Origin of the sequence: Vibrio ishigakensis, assembly GCF_024347675.1 — a bacterium.
GTDB lineage: Bacteria > Pseudomonadota > Gammaproteobacteria > Enterobacterales > Vibrionaceae > Vibrio > Vibrio ishigakensis.
This window is the reverse complement of sequence record NZ_AP024881.1, coordinates 1922455-1941074: the sequence shown is the minus strand read 5'-3', so window position 1 is coordinate 1941074 and position 18620 is coordinate 1922455. Positions and strand designations below refer to the sequence as shown.

Genomic DNA, 18620 nt, shown 5'->3' with positions numbered 1-18620 from the left:
TAATGGCAGGAAATAGCATAGGACAACACTTTCGAGTGACCACCTTTGGCGAGAGTCACGGTATTGCACTTGGCTGTATTGTAGATGGTTGTCCTCCGGGTCTAGAGATCACCGAAGCGGATCTGCAAAAAGATCTCGACCGTCGTCGCCCGGGTACTTCTCGATATACCACTGCGCGTCGCGAACCTGATGAGGTGAAGATCCTTTCAGGTGTATTTGAGGGGCAAACCACAGGCACCTCGATTGGTCTACTGATTGAAAACACAGACCAACGTTCAAAAGATTACTCTGAGATCAAAGATAAATTCCGACCAGGTCATGCGGACTACACCTACCATCAAAAATATGGTGTGCGTGATTATCGTGGCGGCGGCCGCTCTTCTGCACGTGAGACAGCGATGCGTGTTGCTGCTGGTGCTATTGCGAAGAAGTATCTAGCCAAAGAATTTGGTGTTGAGATCCGTGCATACCTTACCCAGATGGGTGACGTGAAGATCAGCGAAGTTGATTACAACGAGATCGAGAACAACCCATTCTTCTCACCAGATGCGAAAGCGGTAGAGCAGTTTGACCAGCTTATCCGTGATCTGAAGAAAGAGGGTGACTCTGTGGGCGCTAAGCTACAAGTAGTTGCAAAGGGTATCCCTGTTGGTCTTGGTGAGCCTATCTTTGATCGCCTTGATGCCGATATCGCACATGCGCTAATGAGCATTAACGCGGTGAAAGGCGTTGAGATTGGTGATGGCTTCGATGTGGCTGCGCAAAAAGGCAGTGAACACAGAGATGAGCTGACTCCTGAGGGCTTTGCATCTAACCATGCTGGTGGCATCTTAGGTGGCATCTCAACCGGTCAAGATATCGTTGCTAACATCGCGCTTAAGCCGACTTCTAGTATCACGGTACCGGGTAACACCATCACCAAAGAAGGTGAGCCGACTCAGCTGATCACTAAGGGTCGTCACGATCCATGTGTAGGTATTCGCGCTGTGCCGATTGCAGAAGCTATGTTAGCTATTGTATTGCTGGATCATCTGCTTCGTCATCGTGGTCAAAACCACGGCGTAGTGACCCAAACCCCGAAGATTTAGCCTCTGTTTGAGTTTGAAAGGCGCGTTTATCGCGCCTTTGTTGTATCTTGAGCCAAAAATCCGCACAATGTGCCCAGTGAAATTGAGCTAGAAGTTTTTATGCCTCACAAGATTGAGCACCTTATCGAACTCTTCGATACCACCTTTTTTGAGGAATTTCAGACTCGCCTTATTAAGGGTGACGATGAACCTATTTATCTGCCAGCCGATGCTGAGCACAATTACCATCGCATTATCTTCGCCCATGGCTACTACGCGTCAGCCATGCATGAGATTGCCCATTGGTGTGTGGCAGGCCCTAAGAGAAGGCTTCTTGAGGACTTCGGATATTGGTATGAGCCAGATGGCCGTGATGAAAAGACTCAGGCCGAGTTCGAAAAGGTAGAGATTCGCCCTCAAGCCTATGAGTGGATCTTATCGCAAAGCGCGGGTTTTCGTTTTCAGGTGAGCTGTGACAATCTTCATGGTAGCTTCGAGCCAGATCGACTCGGTTTTACTGCCAAAGTGCACGCTGAGGTGCTAAAGATTTTACAAACAGGATTGCCAAAGCGTGTTGAAATGCTGTCTAATGCACTCCGTGATTTTTACAACACGCCACCACTTAAGGCGCAAGATTTTAAGGTCGTTTAACCTATGATTTTACAGCTAGAAGAGCAATTGCTTGACCATATTGACCAGCAGGTAGCGACTGCTTCTGATGATGAATTGTTTGCAGGTGGTTACCTACGTGGCCATATCTCACTGGCCGCGGCCGATTGTGAGAGCGAAGCGATTGCTGACGTGGCACAGTTCAAACAAAAGATCGTAGAGAGCCTAGATAAGGCGCAAAGTGAACTGACTCCTGCTGACCGTGTGATCGTACAAGACATGTGGGATAACCTGTCGAATATGATTCAGGCGTAACGCTTATTCAAATTTTTCGAATATGATGTTAAAAGCTCTTAGGTGGTAACCCCTTAAGAGCTTTTTTATTATCTAACTCAAGGTCAAAACACTCCATCGCAAAAGGATACCAAGATGAAAATTGTCGCTTTCGGTGCAAGCACCAGCTCTACTTCAATTAATAAAACTCTAGCGGCTTACGCTGCGAACCTGATCCCAAATGCTGATGTTGAGGTGTTGGATCTTAAAGAATTCGATGCGCCATTGTTTAGTGAAGACAAGGAAAAAGAGATCGGTAAATCGGAAGATGCTCAGCGTTTTCTAGCCAAGCTTGGTCGCGCCGATGCCATCGTGGTTTCGTTCGCTGAGCACAACGCTAGCTACACCGCGGCCTACAAGAGCCTATTTGATTGGGCAACCCGTATCGACCGCAATGTGTTCCAGCACAAGCCTGTTGTCTATCTTGCTACTTCACCTGGCCCAGGTGGCGCGCAGAACGTGCTAAATACGGCAGTAAACTCGGCCCCTTACTTCGCGGCTGACGTCAAGGCATCACTGTCGGTACCGAGCTTCTATGACGTGTTTGATGTGGAAGCAAATGAGTTTAAAGACCCAGAGATGGGCGAGAAGGTAAAGCAGACGGTTGAAACCTTGATTGGCGAGTTAGTGTGAAGAGAAGGGGCATTAAGCCCCTTTTTTACGTTTGAAGTTTATAGCTCGACTATAGCTTTGCCTTTTCTGAGCTTTCTTACCCACATACGGCTTGGGTGCAGGGCTTCTAAGATATCCGTGGATAGCGGCAGTGGATGCTGGTGTATCTGAGAAGCAAGCACTTCACCAAGCAGTGGTGCTGTAGTTAGGCCCCTCGAACCTAGACCGAATAAGCAGTATAAACCCTCGTATTGAGCCACGGGCTGAACCTCTTTTTGATGTTGAAGGTCAGCATATTCGGTTTTGATTTGCTCAAACTTTCCTACATTACCTACAAACGGCAGATGGTCACGAGAGACACAGCGTACGCCTTGGCGAGACTGATTGTCTGAGGTGTCCACGCTTTGTGGCCATTCTTGATTTGGTAAGCAGGTTCTTAGCTTATCGCCATTTTGCTGTTGCGCGTCTGGGTCAAAGGCATTGGATAGATCTGAGCGATCATAGCTGGCACCAATACAGTGACTATTGGTTTTAGGATTGGCTGGGGTCATATAGCCATCGTAACAAAGTACTGTCTTAAGCTTCGACAAGGTTTCGTTGCTCGGGATATGACTCACTTGTCCCTTAACCTTGCCTAAAGGCACAGAGCAGGTTTGCTCAAACTGATCAAAGTGATGACCATTGGCTAAAACTACCACCTGATGTTCAAAATCGCCATCGGAAGTGGTGATCTTCCAATTGCCATTTTCCAATTGAGCTAAGGACTCAATTTGATGCGAAGTTTTTAGCACGCTCAAGCTTTCTAATAGGTTTTGGGTACACTGCTTGGGAGAGAGCCAGCCGCCCTGCTCATATGAGACTGCTTCCAAGTCGCAATCCAAACCCACGGCCTGATTGGTTTGCTCGGCAGTCAAATGCTTGACCAAGCTTTCTGGAAACTGGCCCTGTACGAGCTTAGTTAGCTTGGTTTTCTCACTCTCTTGCCACATTAATTGGGTTACGCCACACCAGTTATGGTCAAACTCATTCTGCTTAGCCGCATCGTCGTAAAAGCGCCTTGCAAAACCAAAACCGGACCCAAACAGTTTAGAGATGGTGGTCACCTCTGGTGTAAGTAACGGATAAAGCGCGCCTTGACGATTGCCAGAAGCGCCTTCGGCGGCAGTCTCATCTTTGCAATACACCGTCACTTTTGAGCCCCGTGCGATCAAAGCTTTAGCCAGAGTCGCACTTGCGATACCACCGCCGATAATAGCGATATCGTCGGTTTTGCTACTGGCACGGTCAAACATGGGTGAGATATTGGTATACGGAGTTTTTTGTTCTACTCGACCTGCCAGCATGTCACGCTTGGTGCCAAAGCCCTTTACTTTTTGCATAGCAAAGCCGGCTTCAATAAGCCCGCGACGTACAAAGCCTGCGGCGCTAAAGGTAGCCACGGAACAGTTAAGCTTTGCCAGTTCAGCCATGCCATTGAATAGGTCTTGATTCCACATCTCTGGGTTCTTGCTTGGGGCAAAACCATCTAAGAACCAAGCATCCACGATGCCGTCACTGTAGGTAGGCACCTTGGGCATACAGTCGGCGATATCGCCAAACCAGAGATCGAGAGTGATGGCGCCGTTATCTAATACAAGACGGTGGCACTCGGGTAGGGCATCTGGGTAAGAGGCTTGCAGTTCTTTGGCAAGCTCTGCTAGTTCGGGCCAACTGGCGTGAGCTTTCTCTAAGTCTTCTCGAGTAACCGGAAACTTCTCGAAAGAGATAAAATGAAGCTGGTTGAGCTTAGCATCTGGATTTTGAGCCCTAAAATCCTTGAATTCCTGCCAAAGGGCAAGAAAGTTGAGGCCAGTGCCAAATCCGGTTTCTGCCACTACGAAACGCGATTGCTGGTATTCATTCCATCTACTTGGGATATGGTTTTGATGCAAGAAAACGTAGCGGGTTTCCGCTAAACCGTTCTGGTTTGAGAAGTAAACGTCGTCGAAATGCTCGGAAACTGGGGTGCCAGCTTCGTTCCATTCAAGCTGTGCGTATTTAATTTTGCTCATTTAGATCATAAAATCTGCCACTAATAAGACAGATTGTACAAATTACAGGGAAAGCTGACCACTTTGTGTAGTCTTTGTCGGTATTATCTAGCGGAAAATTTGAATTATAGGATTGTCACATGAAACGAGTCGTGATCACCGGTATGGGTATTGTCTCAAGTATCGGTAACAACGTCGAAGAAGTACTTGAATCACTGAAAGCGGGTAAATCAGGCATTGAAGCTTCAGAACAGTTTAAAGAGAACGGCCTGCGCTCTCAGGTTTGGGGCAGTTTAAAGATTAACCCAGCAGAGCATATTGATCGTAAGCAGATGCGTTTCATGGGCGATGCAGCGGCATACGCTTACCTATCTATGGAGCAAGCGATTGCTGACTCTGGTCTAACTCCAGAGCAAGTTTCAAATGAGCGTGCTGGTATTGTTGCAGGTTCTGGTGGTGCATCATCACTGAACCAAGTCGCTGCAATCGATACTCTACGCGAGAAGAACGTTAAGCGCGTTGGTCCTTACATGGTAACTCGTACTATGGGTTCAACCGTTTCTGCATGTCTTGCAACACCATTTAAGATCAAGGGTGTTAACTACTCAATCAGCTCTGCATGTTCTACTTCAGCGCACTGTATTGGTCATGCGATGGAGCTTATCCAACTTGGTAAGCAAGACGTTGTATTCGCTGGTGGCGGTGAAGAACTAGACTACAGCATGTCTATGATGTTCGATGCTATGGGCGCTCTATCGACTAAGTACAACGATGACCCAACACGCGCTTCACGTACCTATGATGCGAACCGTGACGGCTTCGTTATCTCTGGCGGTGGCGGTATGATGGTTATCGAAGAGCTTGAGCACGCACTAGCACGTGGCGCGAAGATCTACGGTGAGATCGTAGGTTACGGTGCTAACTCTGACGGTCACGACATGGTAGCTCCATCAGGTGAAGGTGCAGTTCGTTGTATGAAGATGGCTCTGCAAAATGTAGATGGCGTTGATTACGTGAATACTCACGGTACTTCTACTCCAGTAGGTGACGTGAAAGAGCTTGGTGCTATCCAAGAAGTATTCGGTGGTAACAGCCCAGCGATTTCTGCAACTAAGGCTATGTCTGGTCACGCACTAGGTGCGGCTGGCGTACACGAAGCTATCTACACGACTCTAATGCTAGAGCACGGTTTTGTTGCACCAAGCATCAACGTAGAAGAGCTAGACCCAGCAGCTGAAGGCCTAGACATTGTAACTGAGAAGCGCGATGTTGAGCTGAAGACGGTAATGTCTAACAGCTTCGGCTTTGGCGGCACTAACGCGACTCTTGTTATCAAGAAGTACGAAGGCTAATTTTTGGAATTAATCCAAATCTGAATCTTTTGAAAAGCCCGACTGGCAATGCTGGTCGGGCTTTTTATTTACATTATTTTAAGCAGGGCTTAACCTAGCCTGATAATCAACAACGACCTACCTGTATGAAAATTATCATTGATGAAAACATGCCTTATGCCAAGGAGCTTTTTGGCCAACTTGGTGAGGTAATTCCCCTTTCTGGACGCACAATCACAGCCGATGACCTAGTGGATGTGGACGGTCTTATGATCCGCTCGGTGACCAAGGTGAATGAAGAACTGCTGTCAAAAGCCAACAAGCTAAAGTTTGTGGGCACGGCGACTGCAGGCTATGACCACTTAGACCAGGCTGCGCTTGAAGCTAAGGGTGTGCACTATACCCATGCACCTGGCTGTAACAAGGTTGGCGTAGCTGAGTATGTAGTTTCTTGCCTTATGGTACTGGCTCAAGAGAAAGGCTTTTCAATCTTTGATAAAACCGTTGGTATTATCGGTGCGGGGCAGGTAGGCAGTTATCTTGCTAAATGCTTGCAAGGCATTGGTATTAAAGTGCTTATCAATGATCCACCGGCGCAAGCAAAGGGCGATAAGCGTGAGTTTACTGAGCTAGAGACCTTGCTAGAACAGTGCGATGTTATCTCTATGCACACCCCAATCACCAAAGATGGCGAGTACCCAACTCACCACATAATCAATGAAGCACGCTTGAATAACCTGCGTGGCGATCAAATCTTGATTAATGCTGCTCGTGGCCCTGTGGTAGATAACTCGGCGCTTAAAGCCCGACTAGAAAAACAAGATGGTTTCACCGCGGTGCTGGATGTATTCGAGTTTGAACCAGAAGTGGATATGGAATTGCTTCCGCTGCTTGCATTTGCAACACCGCACGTGGCTGGGTACGGCCTTGAGGGTAAGGCGCGTGGCACCACAATGATCTTTAATTCTTTCTGTGAGCATATTGGCAGCGAGCTTAGAGCGAGTGCCAATGACCTATTGCCACAAGCGCCAGTGCCGTTTGTTCGACTTTCACGCGAGTGGGACGAAGCAACACTGCACAATCTGACTCAGTTGATCTATGATGTGCGCAAAGACGATGCTCTGTTTAGAAGAGAGATTGCCAAGCCTGGCTCTTTTGACAAGATGCGCAAGCAATACTGGGACCGCCGAGAGTACGGTGCAGTGACGGTTGCAGGTACAAAAGAGACCAACTTGAGCCAACTAGAGCAGCTTGGATTTAAAATTGAGGAAACGCAATGAGTCAAAAGTTTAATATTGCCATTTTAGGGGCAACCGGTGCAGTAGGTGAAACCATCCTAGAAGTTCTTCAGGAGCGTGATTTCCCAGTAGAAGAATTGCACCTGCTTGCCAGTGAGCGTAGTGAGGGTAAAAGCTACCGCTTCAACGGTAAGACCATTGCAGTACAAAATGTAGAAGATTTCGATTGGTCACAGGTGCATATTGCGCTTTTCTCTGCTGGTGGCGATTTATCCGCAAAGTGGGCACCAATCGCGGCAGATGAAGGCGTTATCGTGATCGATAATACCTCACATTTCCGTTATGAATATGATATTCCACTGGTTGTGCCTGAGGTTAACCCAGAAGCTATCGCTGAGTTCCGTAACCGCAACATCATTGCTAACCCGAACTGTTCTACCATTCAGATGTTGGTGGCACTAAAGCCTATTCATGATGCTGTGGGTATCGAGCGTATTAACGTATCGACCTATCAGTCAGTATCTGGCGCAGGTAAATCAGGTGTTGATGAGCTAGCCGGTCAAACCGCGAGCCTACTAAACGGTCGCCCTGTGGAGCCGAATGCGTTCAGTCAGCAGATCTCATTTAACTGTCTTCCACAGATCGATAAGTTCATGGAAAACGGCTACACCAAAGAAGAAATGAAAATGGTGTGGGAAACCCAGAAGATCTTCAATGATGCTTCTATCATGGTTAATCCAACCTGTGTACGTGTACCTGTATTCTACGGTCACGCAGAAGCGCTACATATCGAGACTAGCACCCCAATGGATGCAGAGTATGCGATGGAGCTTCTAGAGCAGACGGAAGGCATTGAAGTATTCCGTGGTGAAGACTACCCAACTCAGGTTCGTGATGCAGGCGGTAAAGACCATGTAATGGTGGGTCGCGTTCGCAACGATATCAGTCATCACAGTGGTCTAAACATGTGGGTTGTTGCCGATAACGTGCGTAAAGGCGCGGCAACAAACGCAGTTCATATTGCAGAAGTTCTAATCCGCGATTACCTATAAAATCGAGTGATTTTTAAGCTGAAGCCCGCCTTGATTGGCGGGCTTTTTGTTTATGACACATTTTTTGCTTAAAACTCGGGGTCAAAGTTGAGTTTTATGGTGAAATCTAGGAAATTAGTATTTCTACTGTTTCAAATGGATTTGTGAATGACTTTTTGGGCGAAACTTCTTATGAGTTTTCGAGTTAAATTTGTCGCCCTAATGGCGCTAATTACGCTAGCTACACCTGCGTTAGCGGAAGAGATTCGATTAACTGGACCTGATGGAGAACTTCAGGCCGTACCTACCTATATTGTGCCAGACACCTTTGACGGTAAAACTGTCATTAATCGTGCTGAGAATAAGATCTCCATAGAGCGCACCTATGGCCCGACTGGCATTGATGAAACCTTGTGGTCTATCGCCAGTAAGGCGATTACCAGTGAGGACCAATCGGTTTACAAGATGGTGCTGGCCATCTATCGAGCAAACCCAACCGCATTTGAAGACCGCAATATCCATCTGTTGAAACCGGGCAGTACCATCTCTATTCCAACAGAGGCGGAAGTGGACAAGCAAAGCGAAAGTGAAGCTATTCGCTTGATGAAGATTCACGAGAGGAAACCTAGCTATCTAGCTAAACTTGCGCAGGAAAACGGCCCCACACGAATCCAAGTTGAGGACTCCGGTGCTCGCGCTATCCAAGATGAGCAGATTGCGTTTTTGAAGCAACAATTGCAATCCTCTCAGAAAGATTCACAACGCCTGCAGCAAAACAATCAAAACTTGATGCAGCAACTTTCAAGCATCCGCACCGATGTGGTCGACCTTAAGGGAAAGCTAGAGCTTGAAGCTGAGAGGCGCTCTAACTTTGAGCAGCAGATCATCCAATCTAGAACGACGCCAGCCGAGCCTGAGAGTCTACTGACTAATGTGTGGGTTATCGTAGCGCTGTCTGTGGTGATCACGGCTCTTATCATGCTGCTTATGGTGCGAATGACCCTAAGCAGTGTTAAGGCGCTACCAAATCTTGCAAATGAGAATAACAAACCGAAAGAGCTGAACTCTATACCTGCTAGTACGGCTGCGGCTGAACAAGAAATAGAGAGTGCGGAAGCCAAGCCTAAAGCTGATGATGAGCCAGTTCAGCATGTAGTGAGTCCGCTTGATCAAGAGTTTGAGCAAAAACTTGATGAAATCTTGGCAAAAGAGAATCAGGTTGAAGAGGAAGAACCTGAAGCTTCCGAAGAGAAAGAGACGTGGCGGGACGAAGATCTGCCTGAATATGGTGAAGAAGAGGCCCTTGCTGAGGCTTTAGCCGAAACCGATGACAAGCCAGTGCAAGAAATGGCTGAGTCTGAAGCTTCTATTCAAGAAGAGAAAGCTCAAGAGAAACCAGAACCGGAGAAAGTAGAGCCTAAGAAAAGCAACTACAAGTCTATCGACGATATTCTGGCGGAGAACGACTCACAGCCTCAGGTAAATCCAGATGAAGAAGACTTAGATCTAAGGGTTGGTCTGGATGAGTTTCCTGATGTCATTGGCAAGGTTGAGCTGACCGATGTTGATGAGAGAGGGGAGATAGCCGGTCTTATTGACTTAGCCTCTGTTTATATCCAGATGAACGACTTTGTGCATGCCACTAAGCTTTTGCAAACGGTTATCGACAAGGGTGATAGTGAGCAGAAACAGCAGGCACAAACGCTTCTGGATTCCATCTCTAAGTAGTTTGAGAGCAATCAGAGCTTGGTTTATACTGCTCGCCCATTTTACATCGGTCGGCAGGCCTTAAAGAGTATCAAATAGATGAGAATTGCCCTAGGTATTGAATACGACGGCTCACGTTACTACGGCTGGCAAAGACAGAATGAATTCGATTCTGTGCAAGAGCGATTAGAGAGGGCGCTTACAGCGGTGGCTAACCATCCGGTCGAGGTTCAGTGTGCAGGTCGCACCGACGCGGGCGTGCACGGCACAGGGCAGGTGGTTCACTTTGATACCGAATCTAAGCGTAAGCTGGTGGCATGGCAGATGGGCGTTAATGCCAACCTTCCTAAGGATATCGCTGTGCGCTGGGCTGTTGAGGTTGACGAAGAGTTTCATGCTCGATTTAGTGCTACTGCACGTCGCTATCGTTATGTCATCTTTAACCATGCACTGCGTCCGGCAATTCTAGGCAAGGGCGTGAGCCACTATCATGGTGAGCTTGATGTTGAGAAGATGCACGAAGCTGCCCAGTTCTTGCTTGGTGAGAATGATTTCACCTCATTTCGCGCTGCATACTGCCAATCTCTAAGTCCGTTTCGCAATATGATGCACATTAATGTGACTCGTCATAATCACTATGTTGTGGTGGATATCAAGGCCAATGCCTTCGTGCACCATATGGTGCGAAACATAGTGGGTAGCCTTCTTGTAGTAGGGCGCGGAGAGCAACCAACAACTTGGATGAAATGGCTTCTGGAGCAAAAAGACAGAAAGCTTGCCGGAGCTACCGCCAAGGCTGAAGGCCTCTATTTGGTGAGTGTGGATTACCCAGAGCAGTTTGGTATTCCACAGGCGCCGATGGGGCCACTGTTCCTTCCTGAGGAACTTTAATTTTTACAACTTGCCCCAAAGGTGAGTTAGGTACCATTTTGGCAACAATCGACCCCAAAATGAGTCAAATTTTAACCATATTCTGATAGGTACAACCAGTTTTTTATCTACACTGATGTGGATATATGGTTTAATCCTTGCAAATTGTTCACCTCTTGTCTAAAGGACGGGAGCTCAAAGAAAAAGGTCTTTCATGAGTTGGCTTGAGAAGATATTTAACAAAAGCAGCATTTCATCGTCTCGTAAGGCAAGTATCCCAGAAGGGGTATGGACTAAATGTACTTCATGCGAGCAAGTGCTGTATCAAGCAGAGTTGCAACGTAATCTAGAAGTATGTCCTAAGTGTGATCATCACATGCGCATCGGTGCGCGCGCACGACTAGACAGCTTCCTAGATAAAGATGGTCGTGAAGAGCTAGGCACAGAGCTAGAGCCTAAAGACAAACTGAAGTTTAAAGATACTAAGCGTTATAAAGACCGTATCTCTACCTATCAGAAGAGCAGTGGCGAAAAAGACGCGCTTATCGCTATGAAAGGCCAGCTTATGGGCATGCCTATCGTTGCCTGTGCCATGGAGTTCAAATTCATGGGCGGCTCAATGGGTTCGGTTGTAGGTGCTCGTTTTGTTCGCGCAGTAGAAGCGGCTATCGAAAACAACTGTGGCCTTGTGTGCTTCTCAGCAAGTGGCGGTGCACGTATGCAGGAGGCGCTGATGTCTCTTATGCAGATGGCGAAAACCAGTGCCGCTCTTGAGCGTCTGTCGAACAAAGGCCTACCGTTTATCTCGGTAATGACTGACCCAACTATGGGTGGTGTATCAGCAAGCTTCGCTATGCTGGGTGACATCAACATCGGTGAGCCACGCGCAGTAATCGGTTTTGCTGGTCGTCGTGTAATCGAGCAAACGGTACGTGAAGACCTACCAGAGGGCTTCCAAACCAGTGAATTCCTGCTGGAGCACGGTGCTATCGATATGATCGTTGATCGCCGTGAAATGCGCCAGCGTGTGGGTGGTATCATCGCCAAGTTGACCCAACACAGCTCGCCAATGGTAGTACCTGTATCTCAAGGTGAAAAAGAGCCTGAATACGAAGTACCAGTTGCTAAAGAAAAATAGTAAAGTAGTACTCATTATCCCAAGCTTTGCGTAGATAGATGAGTTCTCAACGTCCACAAGCCACATCGCCACTATCGGTGTGGCTTGATTATTTGCAATCCATTCATTCCACCGCCATCGACCTTGGCCTAGACCGCATTACTGAGGTTGCCAAGCGAGCCAATCCTAGCCTTACTAAACCCGCACCTAAGGTGATTACCGTTGCCGGTACTAATGGTAAGGGTTCGACCTGTGCCATCATGGAAGCTATCTTACTAGATGCTGGTTACAAGGTAGGCGTATACAGCTCCCCCCACCTGATTCGTTACAACGAACGCGTTCGCATCAATGGCGAAGAACTTAGCGATCAGCATCATGTTGATGCCTTTGATTACATTGAATCCCTTCGTGGTGAAACCAGTCTTAGTTTCTTTGAGATAGCGACCTTAGCTGGGCTGCATCTTTTCCAACAGCAGCAGGTCGATGTGGTCCTGCTTGAAGTGGGTTTGGGCGGTCGGCTCGATGCCACCAATATCGTTGACCACGATGTCTCCGTTATCACTAGCTTGGCTGTAGACCATGTGGACTGGCTCGGTGATGACATCAATGTGATTGGTTTTGAAAAAGCCGGCATCTTCCGCAGTGGCAAGCCTGCTATTTGTGGTCAGCCTGATGCGCCGATGACGGTTGCCGCGCATGCCGATGACATAGGGGCGCCCTTGTATCAGGTGGAATACCAGTACAGCTATAAGCAAGATGGCGAGCGTTGGCATTGGCAATCTGGAAGCTTCGATCTGAATGACCTGCCACTTCCAAATCTTCCATTGGCAAACGCCGCTACCGCATTGATGGCACTTGGTGTATCCGAGCTGGATATAACCGATGTGAATGTGGTTAAAGGGCTAGAAGAGGCAAACCTTGCAGGACGTATGCAGAAGCTTGGTAGTGAACCGACCATTATCTTGGATGTGGCACACAACCCGCATTCGGCCGAGTATCTGGTCAAGCAAGTTAAACAGCGTTATGGCGATAAAAAGCTGCATGCTGTGATAGGTATGCTTCACGATAAAGACGTAGAAGCTACCCTAGAAGAATTAAAGGCGTGTGATCCTATCTGGTATCCCGCGTCGCTAGAGGGCCCTCGAGCGGCCAGCGCCAGTGAATTAAGTCAGCACCTCTCATCTGATACCCCAGAATTTGATAATCCGATCGATGCATTCAATGCGGCTTTATCGTCCGCTAGCAAAGAGGATGTAGTATTAGTGCTGGGTTCATTTTTCACGGTTGGCGCAGTATTAGAGTATTGGCAAACAAGGAGTTCAAATGGCAAGTAAGTTCCAAAGCCGTTTAGTTGGAACCATAGTTTTAGTGGCTGTGGGTGTAATCGTCCTGCCGGATGTTCTAGATGGACAGAAGCTCCATTATAAAGAGGAGTTTGTTGCTATCCCGATCAAGCCTGAACTGGAGTCTGAGGTTGAGTCTTTTGAGGTGCTAGAGCCGGTTGAAGAAGACGTGAGCTTGCCACCGAGTCCAGTTGAAGAGGTGATACAGGAATCTACACCAGAGCCTGAAGCGCCAAAACAGACGGTGAAGATAGAATCTAAACCTGTAGAAGTGGTTGAGGTTAAAGAGCGTGAAGTGCCTGAGCGCAACCAGTATCAAGATGGTGCTTATATCATTCAGCTAGTCGCGCTTCGCAATGCAGAGAATGCGGCAACCATGGTTAAAGATCTTCGCAGTCGTGGTTTTCAAGCCAACGTGAAAAAAGATAAGGACCTTTCTCGAGTAATTGTCGGACCTGACGTTTCCCGCTCCAAGCTAGAGTCTCAGTTGCCTGAGCTGAAAAAAATTACTGGCCTAAATGGTCAGATTCAAACATTTAAGCCACTAAATCCATAAAGAAAACGTTTGCGTCGCGCATTTTTCTGTTAGAATGCGCGCCAACATGAGGAAGTAATGCTCATGAACTGGGTAGATTTTACAATTTTAGGTGTGATCGGTTTATCTGCGCTGATCAGTTTAGTTCGAGGATTTGTTAAGGAAGCGCTCTCTTTGGTGATTTGGTTTGGTGCCTTTTTTATAGCCAGCCAATACTACGCCAAGCTCGCGGTTTACTTTACTAATATCCAAGATGACATGGTGCGAAATGGTGCGGCAGTAGGCGCGCTTTTCATCGCTACCTTGGTTGTCGGCGCGGTGGTCAACTATGTTATTGCCCAGTTGGTTCAAAAAACCGGGCTGTCGGGTACCGACAGAGTCTTAGGGGTGGTCTTTGGCTCCCTAAGAGGTGTGCTAGTTGTGGCGGCTGTATTGTTCTTTATGGATGCCTTCACTAGCTTGCCAAGTTCGGATTGGTGGCGTCAGTCGCAACTGATCCCTGAATTCAGTCGAATCATAGCCCCGTTTTTTGAACATTTGAAACAAACGTCTAGCTTTTTATCCGGCGTGGTATAAAGCGAAATAGGTCAATACTGAGGGTAAAGACATGTGTGGTATTGTTGGGATTGTGGGCACAACCCCTGTCAATCAGGCTATTTATGATGCACTAACCGTGCTACAACACCGCGGCCAAGATGCTGCGGGTATTATTACCATAGATAGCAATCGTTTTCGTCTGCGTAAAGCGAACGGTCTAGTTAAAGATGTGTTCGAAGCAAAACACATGCAGCGTCTTCAAGGCACAGTAGGTATCGGTCACGTTCGTTACCCAACTGCAGGCAGTTCAAGTGCGTCTGAAGCACAGCCTTTCTATGTGAACTCGCCATTTGGTATCACCCTTGCACATAACGGCAACCTGACCAACGCAGAAGAAGTTCGTCAGCGTCTGTTTGAACAAGACCGTCGTCACGTAAATACGACTTCTGACTCTGAGGTTCTGCTAAACGTTCTAGCTCATAACATCGATATGACTAAGAGCCTTAAGTTAACCAAAGAAGAGGTTTTTGAAGCGGTTGAGCGCGTTCACGAGACAGTAAAGGGTGCTTACGCAGTATCTGCAATGATCATCGGTCAAGGCATGGTGGCTTTCCGTGACCCTAACGGCATTCGTCCTCTTTGTCTTGGTAAGCGCGATGTAGACGGTAAGACCGAATACATGGTGGCGTCTGAGTCTGTAGCGTTAGATGCAGTTGGTTTTGACTTCATGCGTGACATCGCACCGGGTGAAGCGGTTTACATCACTTTTGATGGTGAGATCGCAACTAAGCAGTGTGCGAAGAATCCTCAACTGAACCCATGTATCTTTGAGTTCGTTTACTTTGCGCGTCCTGACTCTTTCATCGACAAGGTTTCTGTTTATGCCGCTCGCGTAGAGATGGGTAAGAAACTGGGTGAGAAGATCAAGCAAGAGTGGGATGACCTAGATATCGATGTGGTAATTCCTATCCCAGAGACGTCTTGTGATATCGCGCTTCAGATCGCTCAGATCATCGACAAGCCATATCGCCAAGGTTTCGTGAAGAACCGTTATGTTGGTCGTACCTTCATCATGCCTGGTCAAACCCAGCGTAAGAAGTCTGTGCGCCGTAAGCTGAACGCTATCCGTTCTGAGTTCAAGGGCAAGAACGTTCTTCTAGTAGATGACTCTATCGTTCGCGGTACTACTTCAGAGCAGATCATCGATATGGCTCGTGATTCTGGTGCAAACAAGGTTTACATCGTTTCTGCAGCGCCTGAGGTTCGTTTCCCGAACGTTTACGGTATCGATATGCCAAGTGCTAACGAGCTAATCGCTCACGGTCGTGAAGTCGATGAGATTGCGAATATGATTGGTGCTGATGGTCTGATGTTCCAAACTATCGAAGACCTAGTATCTGCGGTAGGTGAAGGCAACCCAGATATTAAAGAATTTGAAGCGTCTGTATTTAGCGGTCACTACGTAACTGGCGATGTAGACCAGGAGTATCTTGAGTACCTAGACTCTCTTCGCTCTGACGATGCAAAACTTCAGCGTGATATCGCGCAAGACCTCGCTAACCTAGAGCTGTATAACGAAGCTTAATTTAGCCATATATAGATACTAAAAAACCCAGCTGCCAGAGCTGGGTTTTTTTATGCTTAAAGACTTATGCGAAGTAGTCGCGGATAAAGTCGATAAGTAGACGAGTCTTCTCTGGGATATGGTCTTTGTGGTTGTATAGCACGAAGATATCACGCGGGTTTGCTGCCCACTCAGGAAGCACGCGCACTAGGTTACCCTCAGCAACATGGTGAGTCACCATCACATCAGGCACAAGTCCGATACCAAGGCCCGCTGAACATGCGTGACGCACTACATTAAGGTCAGACGCTTCAAGGCGACCCTTAGCCTTGTTTACCACAGTTTCGCCATGGTTGTTCACCAGTGACCAGTGAGTCAGTGGCAGACCTTTAAGAAGGGAGTGGTTTGCTAGGTCTTCAGCGTGCTGCAGAGAAGCTGAGGAGTTTTGCAGATACTCAGGGCTAGCAACCAGGATGTCTTTTACTTCCGTTAGCTTACGAGCAATAAGGTTAGAGTCACGTTGAGGACCAACGCGGAAGATCATGTCCCACTCAGTTGGATCCAGCTCGTCAGCTCGGTTAGTCATAGAAAGATCCAGATGGATATCTGGGTAGGTTTTCATGAACTTCTCGAACATCGGCATCAGCATACGCTTGGTTAGGTTTGCTGGTGTGGAGATACGCAGACGGCCTGCTGCACCACGACACTCTTCACCGAGCTCAACTGCAGAGGCAGAAATTTGTTTTAGAAGGGGACCGCATTCTTGATAGAAGCGTTGACCTGCCTCGGTCAAGGTTAGCTTGCGAGCGTGTCTATTCAAAAGTCGTAGGTCGATGGCATCTTCCAGAGCTTGAATACGGCGGGTAATGGTAGCCACCGGAATTCGTGTCGCTCGAGAGGTGGCTGTATAGCTTCCATGCTCCACTACTTGGCGGAACAAGTTAAGGTCATCGAGTTTCATAGTATCTTTCATGATCTTGAAATACACTCACTTAAGTTAATCAATTGATCGCATATGGATCGGGGAAATATCTTTTTATTATCAATTAGTTTTACATATTTGTCGCTAATTTAAAGGAATTATCTTTGAGATTCTATTGTCTGACACCTAAGGTTAAAGCGAATGAAGTAAACTTAAGGGGTAAGTCGTGCAACAAATGAGCGTAGAAGCGGAGCTGCCGATGGAGCAAGAAATTGCAGCTAAACAGGTTTTAGTTCTGGATGACGATGCTGTCTTCAGGGCTCTGGTGCGTTCTTTGTTGGAGTCGCAGGGTTACGATGTCTCTGAAGCCGATAATGGCCTAGAGGGCTTAAAGAGCTTAACCACGCAGGTTCCTGACATAGTTATCTGCGATATAGAAATGCCTCTATTAGATGGCATCGAGTTTGTGGAGGAGGTGAGTCATCAATATCCGTCTCTTCCTATGATAGTGGTTTCCGGTACCGACAAGATGTCGGTAGTGGCTAAGGCACTTAAGTTCGGTATTAAGGATTTCGTCACTAAACCCATCGTAGACCCGTCACATCTTTTGAAAACCGTTGCTAGCACCCTGAAAGAGTCTCAAGATGCGCTACTTGCGCAAAGAGATTTCTCTAGCCAATGGTTTCGCTTAAACGAGCAGGGTGAGCTTCCAGAAGACCAAGAACTACATTGGCACCTAGATTACCTTCATCAACATCCTGACGTCTCCCGCGAGCTTCTACAGGCACTTTTGCCAGAGCCTAGAACCCGTGAAGGGGATTGGGCGCTCAATTTCCGTATCCTACAAAACCCTAACCGTGTCCCTTTGGTGTTTGATTACGCCTGGAACATCAATGGTCAGTTCCTGTTTTACATTGTTGATGCCAATGTGGCAGGGGATCTGGCAGTTTCTTCTACGCTGCTGATCCGCGCCCTGTTTAACGATTATATCCGTAGCCAAGACGATCAACTGTTTCATATCGACAATCTAGTGGCGAACGTATCAAAGGCTATTCAGTTTGCCGATTGCGCGAAACCGTTTAACGCAGTTATTGGCCTTATCGACTTTCCATCCCAAAAGCTCAAAGTGCATGCCGCAGGTATCGGTTGTGTTTGGAGTTCAGACCAAGGCAGTATTGATATCTCTCCAAGCCGACTTCTTGGTGCTTCTGAAGATAAAGATTATGTCGCCTGTCCTATGAGTACCAGCGACAGCAACAGCCTCAAATTGAAAAGTATGGATGGAAGTAGCTGTCAGCTTATCATTCAAAACTGCCGTGCTTGAGGCCTGTAAATAGATCTTTACCCCAGATTTCAGCTTGGTTAGATTACTCATCTAAAGAGTTTGAAGGGGATCGTTTTGATCAAGGCATTGTGGGTTACAGCAGGTAGCGTGAGTCTAGGGTTAGGCTTGCTCGGGATCTTGCTACCTCTGCTTCCTACCACTCCGTTTATCTTACTCGCCAGCGCCTGCTATATGCGCGGGTCGACTCGACTGCATAACAAAATGCTGTCACATCCGACTGTGGGCCCGATAATCATCAATTGGCGAGCGTCTCGCTCCATTGAAAAGGGTGTAAAGCGAAAGGCCTATGTGTTTATCGTGCTCAGCTTCACTTTTTCTATCTTTATGGCGCCAATAATCTGGGTTAAAGTCCTGCTTGGCGTGATTTTTATACTGCTCATGACCTGGTTTATACAAGTACCAGAAACCAACTCCAGCAAATGTGATTAA

General features: G+C 47.4%; 17 protein-coding genes and 2 pseudogenes. 17 read left to right on the top strand and 2 right to left on the bottom strand.

Features of this window, described 5'->3' with window-relative positions; genetic code table 11:
- Positions 1-2: 2 nt before the first annotated feature.
- The 4 genes from aroC to Pcarn_RS08765 all read left to right on the top strand — a co-directional run bounded on the left by aroC (position 3) and on the right by Pcarn_RS08765 (position 2642).
- Positions 3-1088, top strand: a complete 1086-nt coding sequence (gene aroC / locus Pcarn_RS08780) for a chorismate synthase (protein WP_261833493.1) — start codon at positions 3-5, stop codon at positions 1086-1088.
- Positions 1089-1187: 99 nt separating this feature from the next.
- Positions 1188-1718, top strand: coding sequence for an elongation factor P hydroxylase (locus tag Pcarn_RS08775; protein ID WP_261833492.1), 531 nt, complete (start codon positions 1188-1190; stop codon positions 1716-1718).
- Positions 1719-1721: 3 nt separating this feature from the next.
- Positions 1722-1991, top strand: coding sequence for a YfcL family protein (locus tag Pcarn_RS08770; RefSeq protein WP_261833491.1), 270 nt, complete (start codon positions 1722-1724; stop codon positions 1989-1991).
- Positions 1992-2105: 114 nt separating this feature from the next.
- Positions 2106-2642: an NADPH-dependent FMN reductase gene (locus Pcarn_RS08765; protein WP_261833490.1), complete on the top strand. Its 537-nt coding sequence runs from the start codon at positions 2106-2108 to the stop codon at positions 2640-2642.
- A 38-nt stretch (positions 2643-2680) separates the two neighbouring features.
- Here Pcarn_RS08765 and mnmC read toward each other — a convergent pair whose 3' ends face one another.
- Complete coding sequence (gene mnmC, locus Pcarn_RS08760; RefSeq protein ID WP_261833489.1) at positions 2681-4672, bottom strand: bifunctional tRNA (5-methylaminomethyl-2-thiouridine)(34)-methyltransferase MnmD/FAD-dependent 5-carboxymethylaminomethyl-2-thiouridine(34) oxidoreductase MnmC; 1992 nt, start codon at positions 4670-4672, stop codon at positions 2681-2683.
- A gap of 119 nt (positions 4673-4791) precedes the next feature.
- Between mnmC and fabB the strand changes: the two genes are divergently transcribed.
- From fabB to purF, 11 genes and pseudogenes are all read left to right on the top strand, one after another.
- On the top strand, positions 4792-6003 hold the full coding sequence (gene fabB / locus Pcarn_RS08755; protein ID WP_261833488.1) for a beta-ketoacyl-ACP synthase I: 1212 nt from the start codon (positions 4792-4794) through the stop codon (positions 6001-6003).
- A gap of 125 nt (positions 6004-6128) precedes the next feature.
- A complete protein-coding gene (locus Pcarn_RS08750) occupies positions 6129-7262 on the top strand; it encodes a 4-phosphoerythronate dehydrogenase (RefSeq protein WP_261833487.1) in 1134 nt (377 codons plus the stop codon).
- Positions 7259-8272 (top strand): aspartate-semialdehyde dehydrogenase, encoded by a 1014-nt coding sequence (locus Pcarn_RS08745; protein ID WP_261833486.1) that lies wholly within the window; start codon positions 7259-7261, stop codon positions 8270-8272. Before Pcarn_RS08750 ends, Pcarn_RS08745 begins: the two co-directional genes overlap by 4 nt.
- 147 nt (positions 8273-8419) lie before the next feature.
- On the top strand, positions 8420-9979 hold the full coding sequence (locus Pcarn_RS08740; protein WP_261833485.1) for a FimV/HubP family polar landmark protein: 1560 nt from the start codon (positions 8420-8422) through the stop codon (positions 9977-9979).
- A gap of 78 nt (positions 9980-10057) precedes the next feature.
- A complete protein-coding gene (gene truA, locus Pcarn_RS08735) occupies positions 10058-10849 on the top strand; it encodes a tRNA pseudouridine(38-40) synthase TruA (protein WP_261833484.1) in 792 nt (263 codons plus the stop codon).
- A 193-nt stretch (positions 10850-11042) separates the two neighbouring features.
- Positions 11043-11966, top strand: a complete 924-nt coding sequence (gene accD / locus Pcarn_RS08730) for an acetyl-CoA carboxylase, carboxyltransferase subunit beta (RefSeq protein ID WP_261833483.1) — start codon at positions 11043-11045, stop codon at positions 11964-11966.
- 38 nt (positions 11967-12004) lie between these two features.
- A complete protein-coding gene (gene folC / locus Pcarn_RS08725) occupies positions 12005-13279 on the top strand; it encodes a bifunctional tetrahydrofolate synthase/dihydrofolate synthase (RefSeq protein WP_261833482.1) in 1275 nt (424 codons plus the stop codon).
- Positions 13269-13491: pseudogene (locus Pcarn_RS22160) on the top strand (cell division protein DedD); the annotation flags it as partial. The gene folC and the pseudogene Pcarn_RS22160, both read left to right, overlap by 11 nt.
- 86 nt (positions 13492-13577) lie before the next feature.
- Positions 13578-13844, top strand: a pseudogene (locus Pcarn_RS22155) (SPOR domain-containing protein); the annotation flags it as partial.
- 63 nt (positions 13845-13907) lie between these two features.
- Positions 13908-14399, top strand: a complete 492-nt coding sequence (locus Pcarn_RS08715) for a CvpA family protein (RefSeq protein ID WP_261833480.1) — start codon at positions 13908-13910, stop codon at positions 14397-14399.
- A gap of 31 nt (positions 14400-14430) precedes the next feature.
- Positions 14431-15945, top strand: a complete 1515-nt coding sequence (purF, locus tag Pcarn_RS08710; RefSeq protein ID WP_261833479.1) for an amidophosphoribosyltransferase — start codon at positions 14431-14433, stop codon at positions 15943-15945.
- Between the two features lie 64 nt (positions 15946-16009).
- Here the strand turns inward: purF and Pcarn_RS08705 are convergent, their stop codons facing one another.
- Positions 16010-16885 (bottom strand): LysR family transcriptional regulator, encoded by an 876-nt coding sequence (locus Pcarn_RS08705; protein ID WP_261833478.1) that lies wholly within the window; start codon positions 16883-16885, stop codon positions 16010-16012.
- 196 nt (positions 16886-17081) lie between these two features.
- On the opposite strand from Pcarn_RS08705, the gene Pcarn_RS08700 reads away from it, so the two are divergent.
- Together Pcarn_RS08700 and Pcarn_RS08695 are read left to right on the top strand one after the other, a co-directional pair.
- Positions 17082-18170, top strand: a complete 1089-nt coding sequence (locus tag Pcarn_RS08700) for a response regulator (RefSeq protein WP_261835661.1) — start codon at positions 17082-17084, stop codon at positions 18168-18170.
- Between the two features lie 75 nt (positions 18171-18245).
- Positions 18246-18620, top strand: a complete 375-nt coding sequence (locus tag Pcarn_RS08695) for a YbaN family protein (protein WP_261833477.1) — start codon at positions 18246-18248, stop codon at positions 18618-18620.

What these genes read in the sequence shown, in the direction of transcription:
- purF (WP_261833479.1), top strand. Translation starts at nt 14,431, where the DNA reads ATGTGTGGTATTGTTGGGATTGTGGGCACAACCCCTGTCAATCAGGCT.
- Pcarn_RS08700 (WP_261835661.1), top strand. Translation starts at nt 17,082, where the DNA reads ATGAGCGTAGAAGCGGAGCTGCCGATGGAGCAAGAAATTGCAGCTAAA.
- Pcarn_RS08745 (WP_261833486.1), top strand. Translation starts at nt 7,259, where the DNA reads ATGAGTCAAAAGTTTAATATTGCCATTTTAGGGGCAACCGGTGCAGTA.
- accD (WP_261833483.1), top strand. Translation starts at nt 11,043, where the DNA reads ATGAGTTGGCTTGAGAAGATATTTAACAAAAGCAGCATTTCATCGTCT.
- Pcarn_RS08705 (WP_261833478.1), bottom strand. Translation starts at nt 16,885, where the DNA reads ATGAAACTCGATGACCTTAACTTGTTCCGCCAAGTAGTGGAGCATGGA.
- Pcarn_RS08715 (WP_261833480.1), top strand. Translation starts at nt 13,908, where the DNA reads ATGAACTGGGTAGATTTTACAATTTTAGGTGTGATCGGTTTATCTGCG.
- Pcarn_RS08750 (WP_261833487.1), top strand. Translation starts at nt 6,129, where the DNA reads ATGAAAATTATCATTGATGAAAACATGCCTTATGCCAAGGAGCTTTTT.
- fabB (WP_261833488.1), top strand. Translation starts at nt 4,792, where the DNA reads ATGAAACGAGTCGTGATCACCGGTATGGGTATTGTCTCAAGTATCGGT.
- Pcarn_RS08765 (WP_261833490.1), top strand. Translation starts at nt 2,106, where the DNA reads ATGAAAATTGTCGCTTTCGGTGCAAGCACCAGCTCTACTTCAATTAAT.
- folC (WP_261833482.1), top strand. Translation starts at nt 12,005, where the DNA reads ATGAGTTCTCAACGTCCACAAGCCACATCGCCACTATCGGTGTGGCTT.
- Pcarn_RS08775 (WP_261833492.1), top strand. Translation starts at nt 1,188, where the DNA reads ATGCCTCACAAGATTGAGCACCTTATCGAACTCTTCGATACCACCTTT.
- Pcarn_RS08740 (WP_261833485.1), top strand. Translation starts at nt 8,420, where the DNA reads ATGACTTTTTGGGCGAAACTTCTTATGAGTTTTCGAGTTAAATTTGTC.
- truA (WP_261833484.1), top strand. Translation starts at nt 10,058, where the DNA reads ATGAGAATTGCCCTAGGTATTGAATACGACGGCTCACGTTACTACGGC.
- Pcarn_RS08770 (WP_261833491.1), top strand. Translation starts at nt 1,722, where the DNA reads ATGATTTTACAGCTAGAAGAGCAATTGCTTGACCATATTGACCAGCAG.
- mnmC (WP_261833489.1), bottom strand. Translation starts at nt 4,672, where the DNA reads ATGAGCAAAATTAAATACGCACAGCTTGAATGGAACGAAGCTGGCACC.
- aroC (WP_261833493.1), top strand. Translation starts at nt 3, where the DNA reads ATGGCAGGAAATAGCATAGGACAACACTTTCGAGTGACCACCTTTGGC.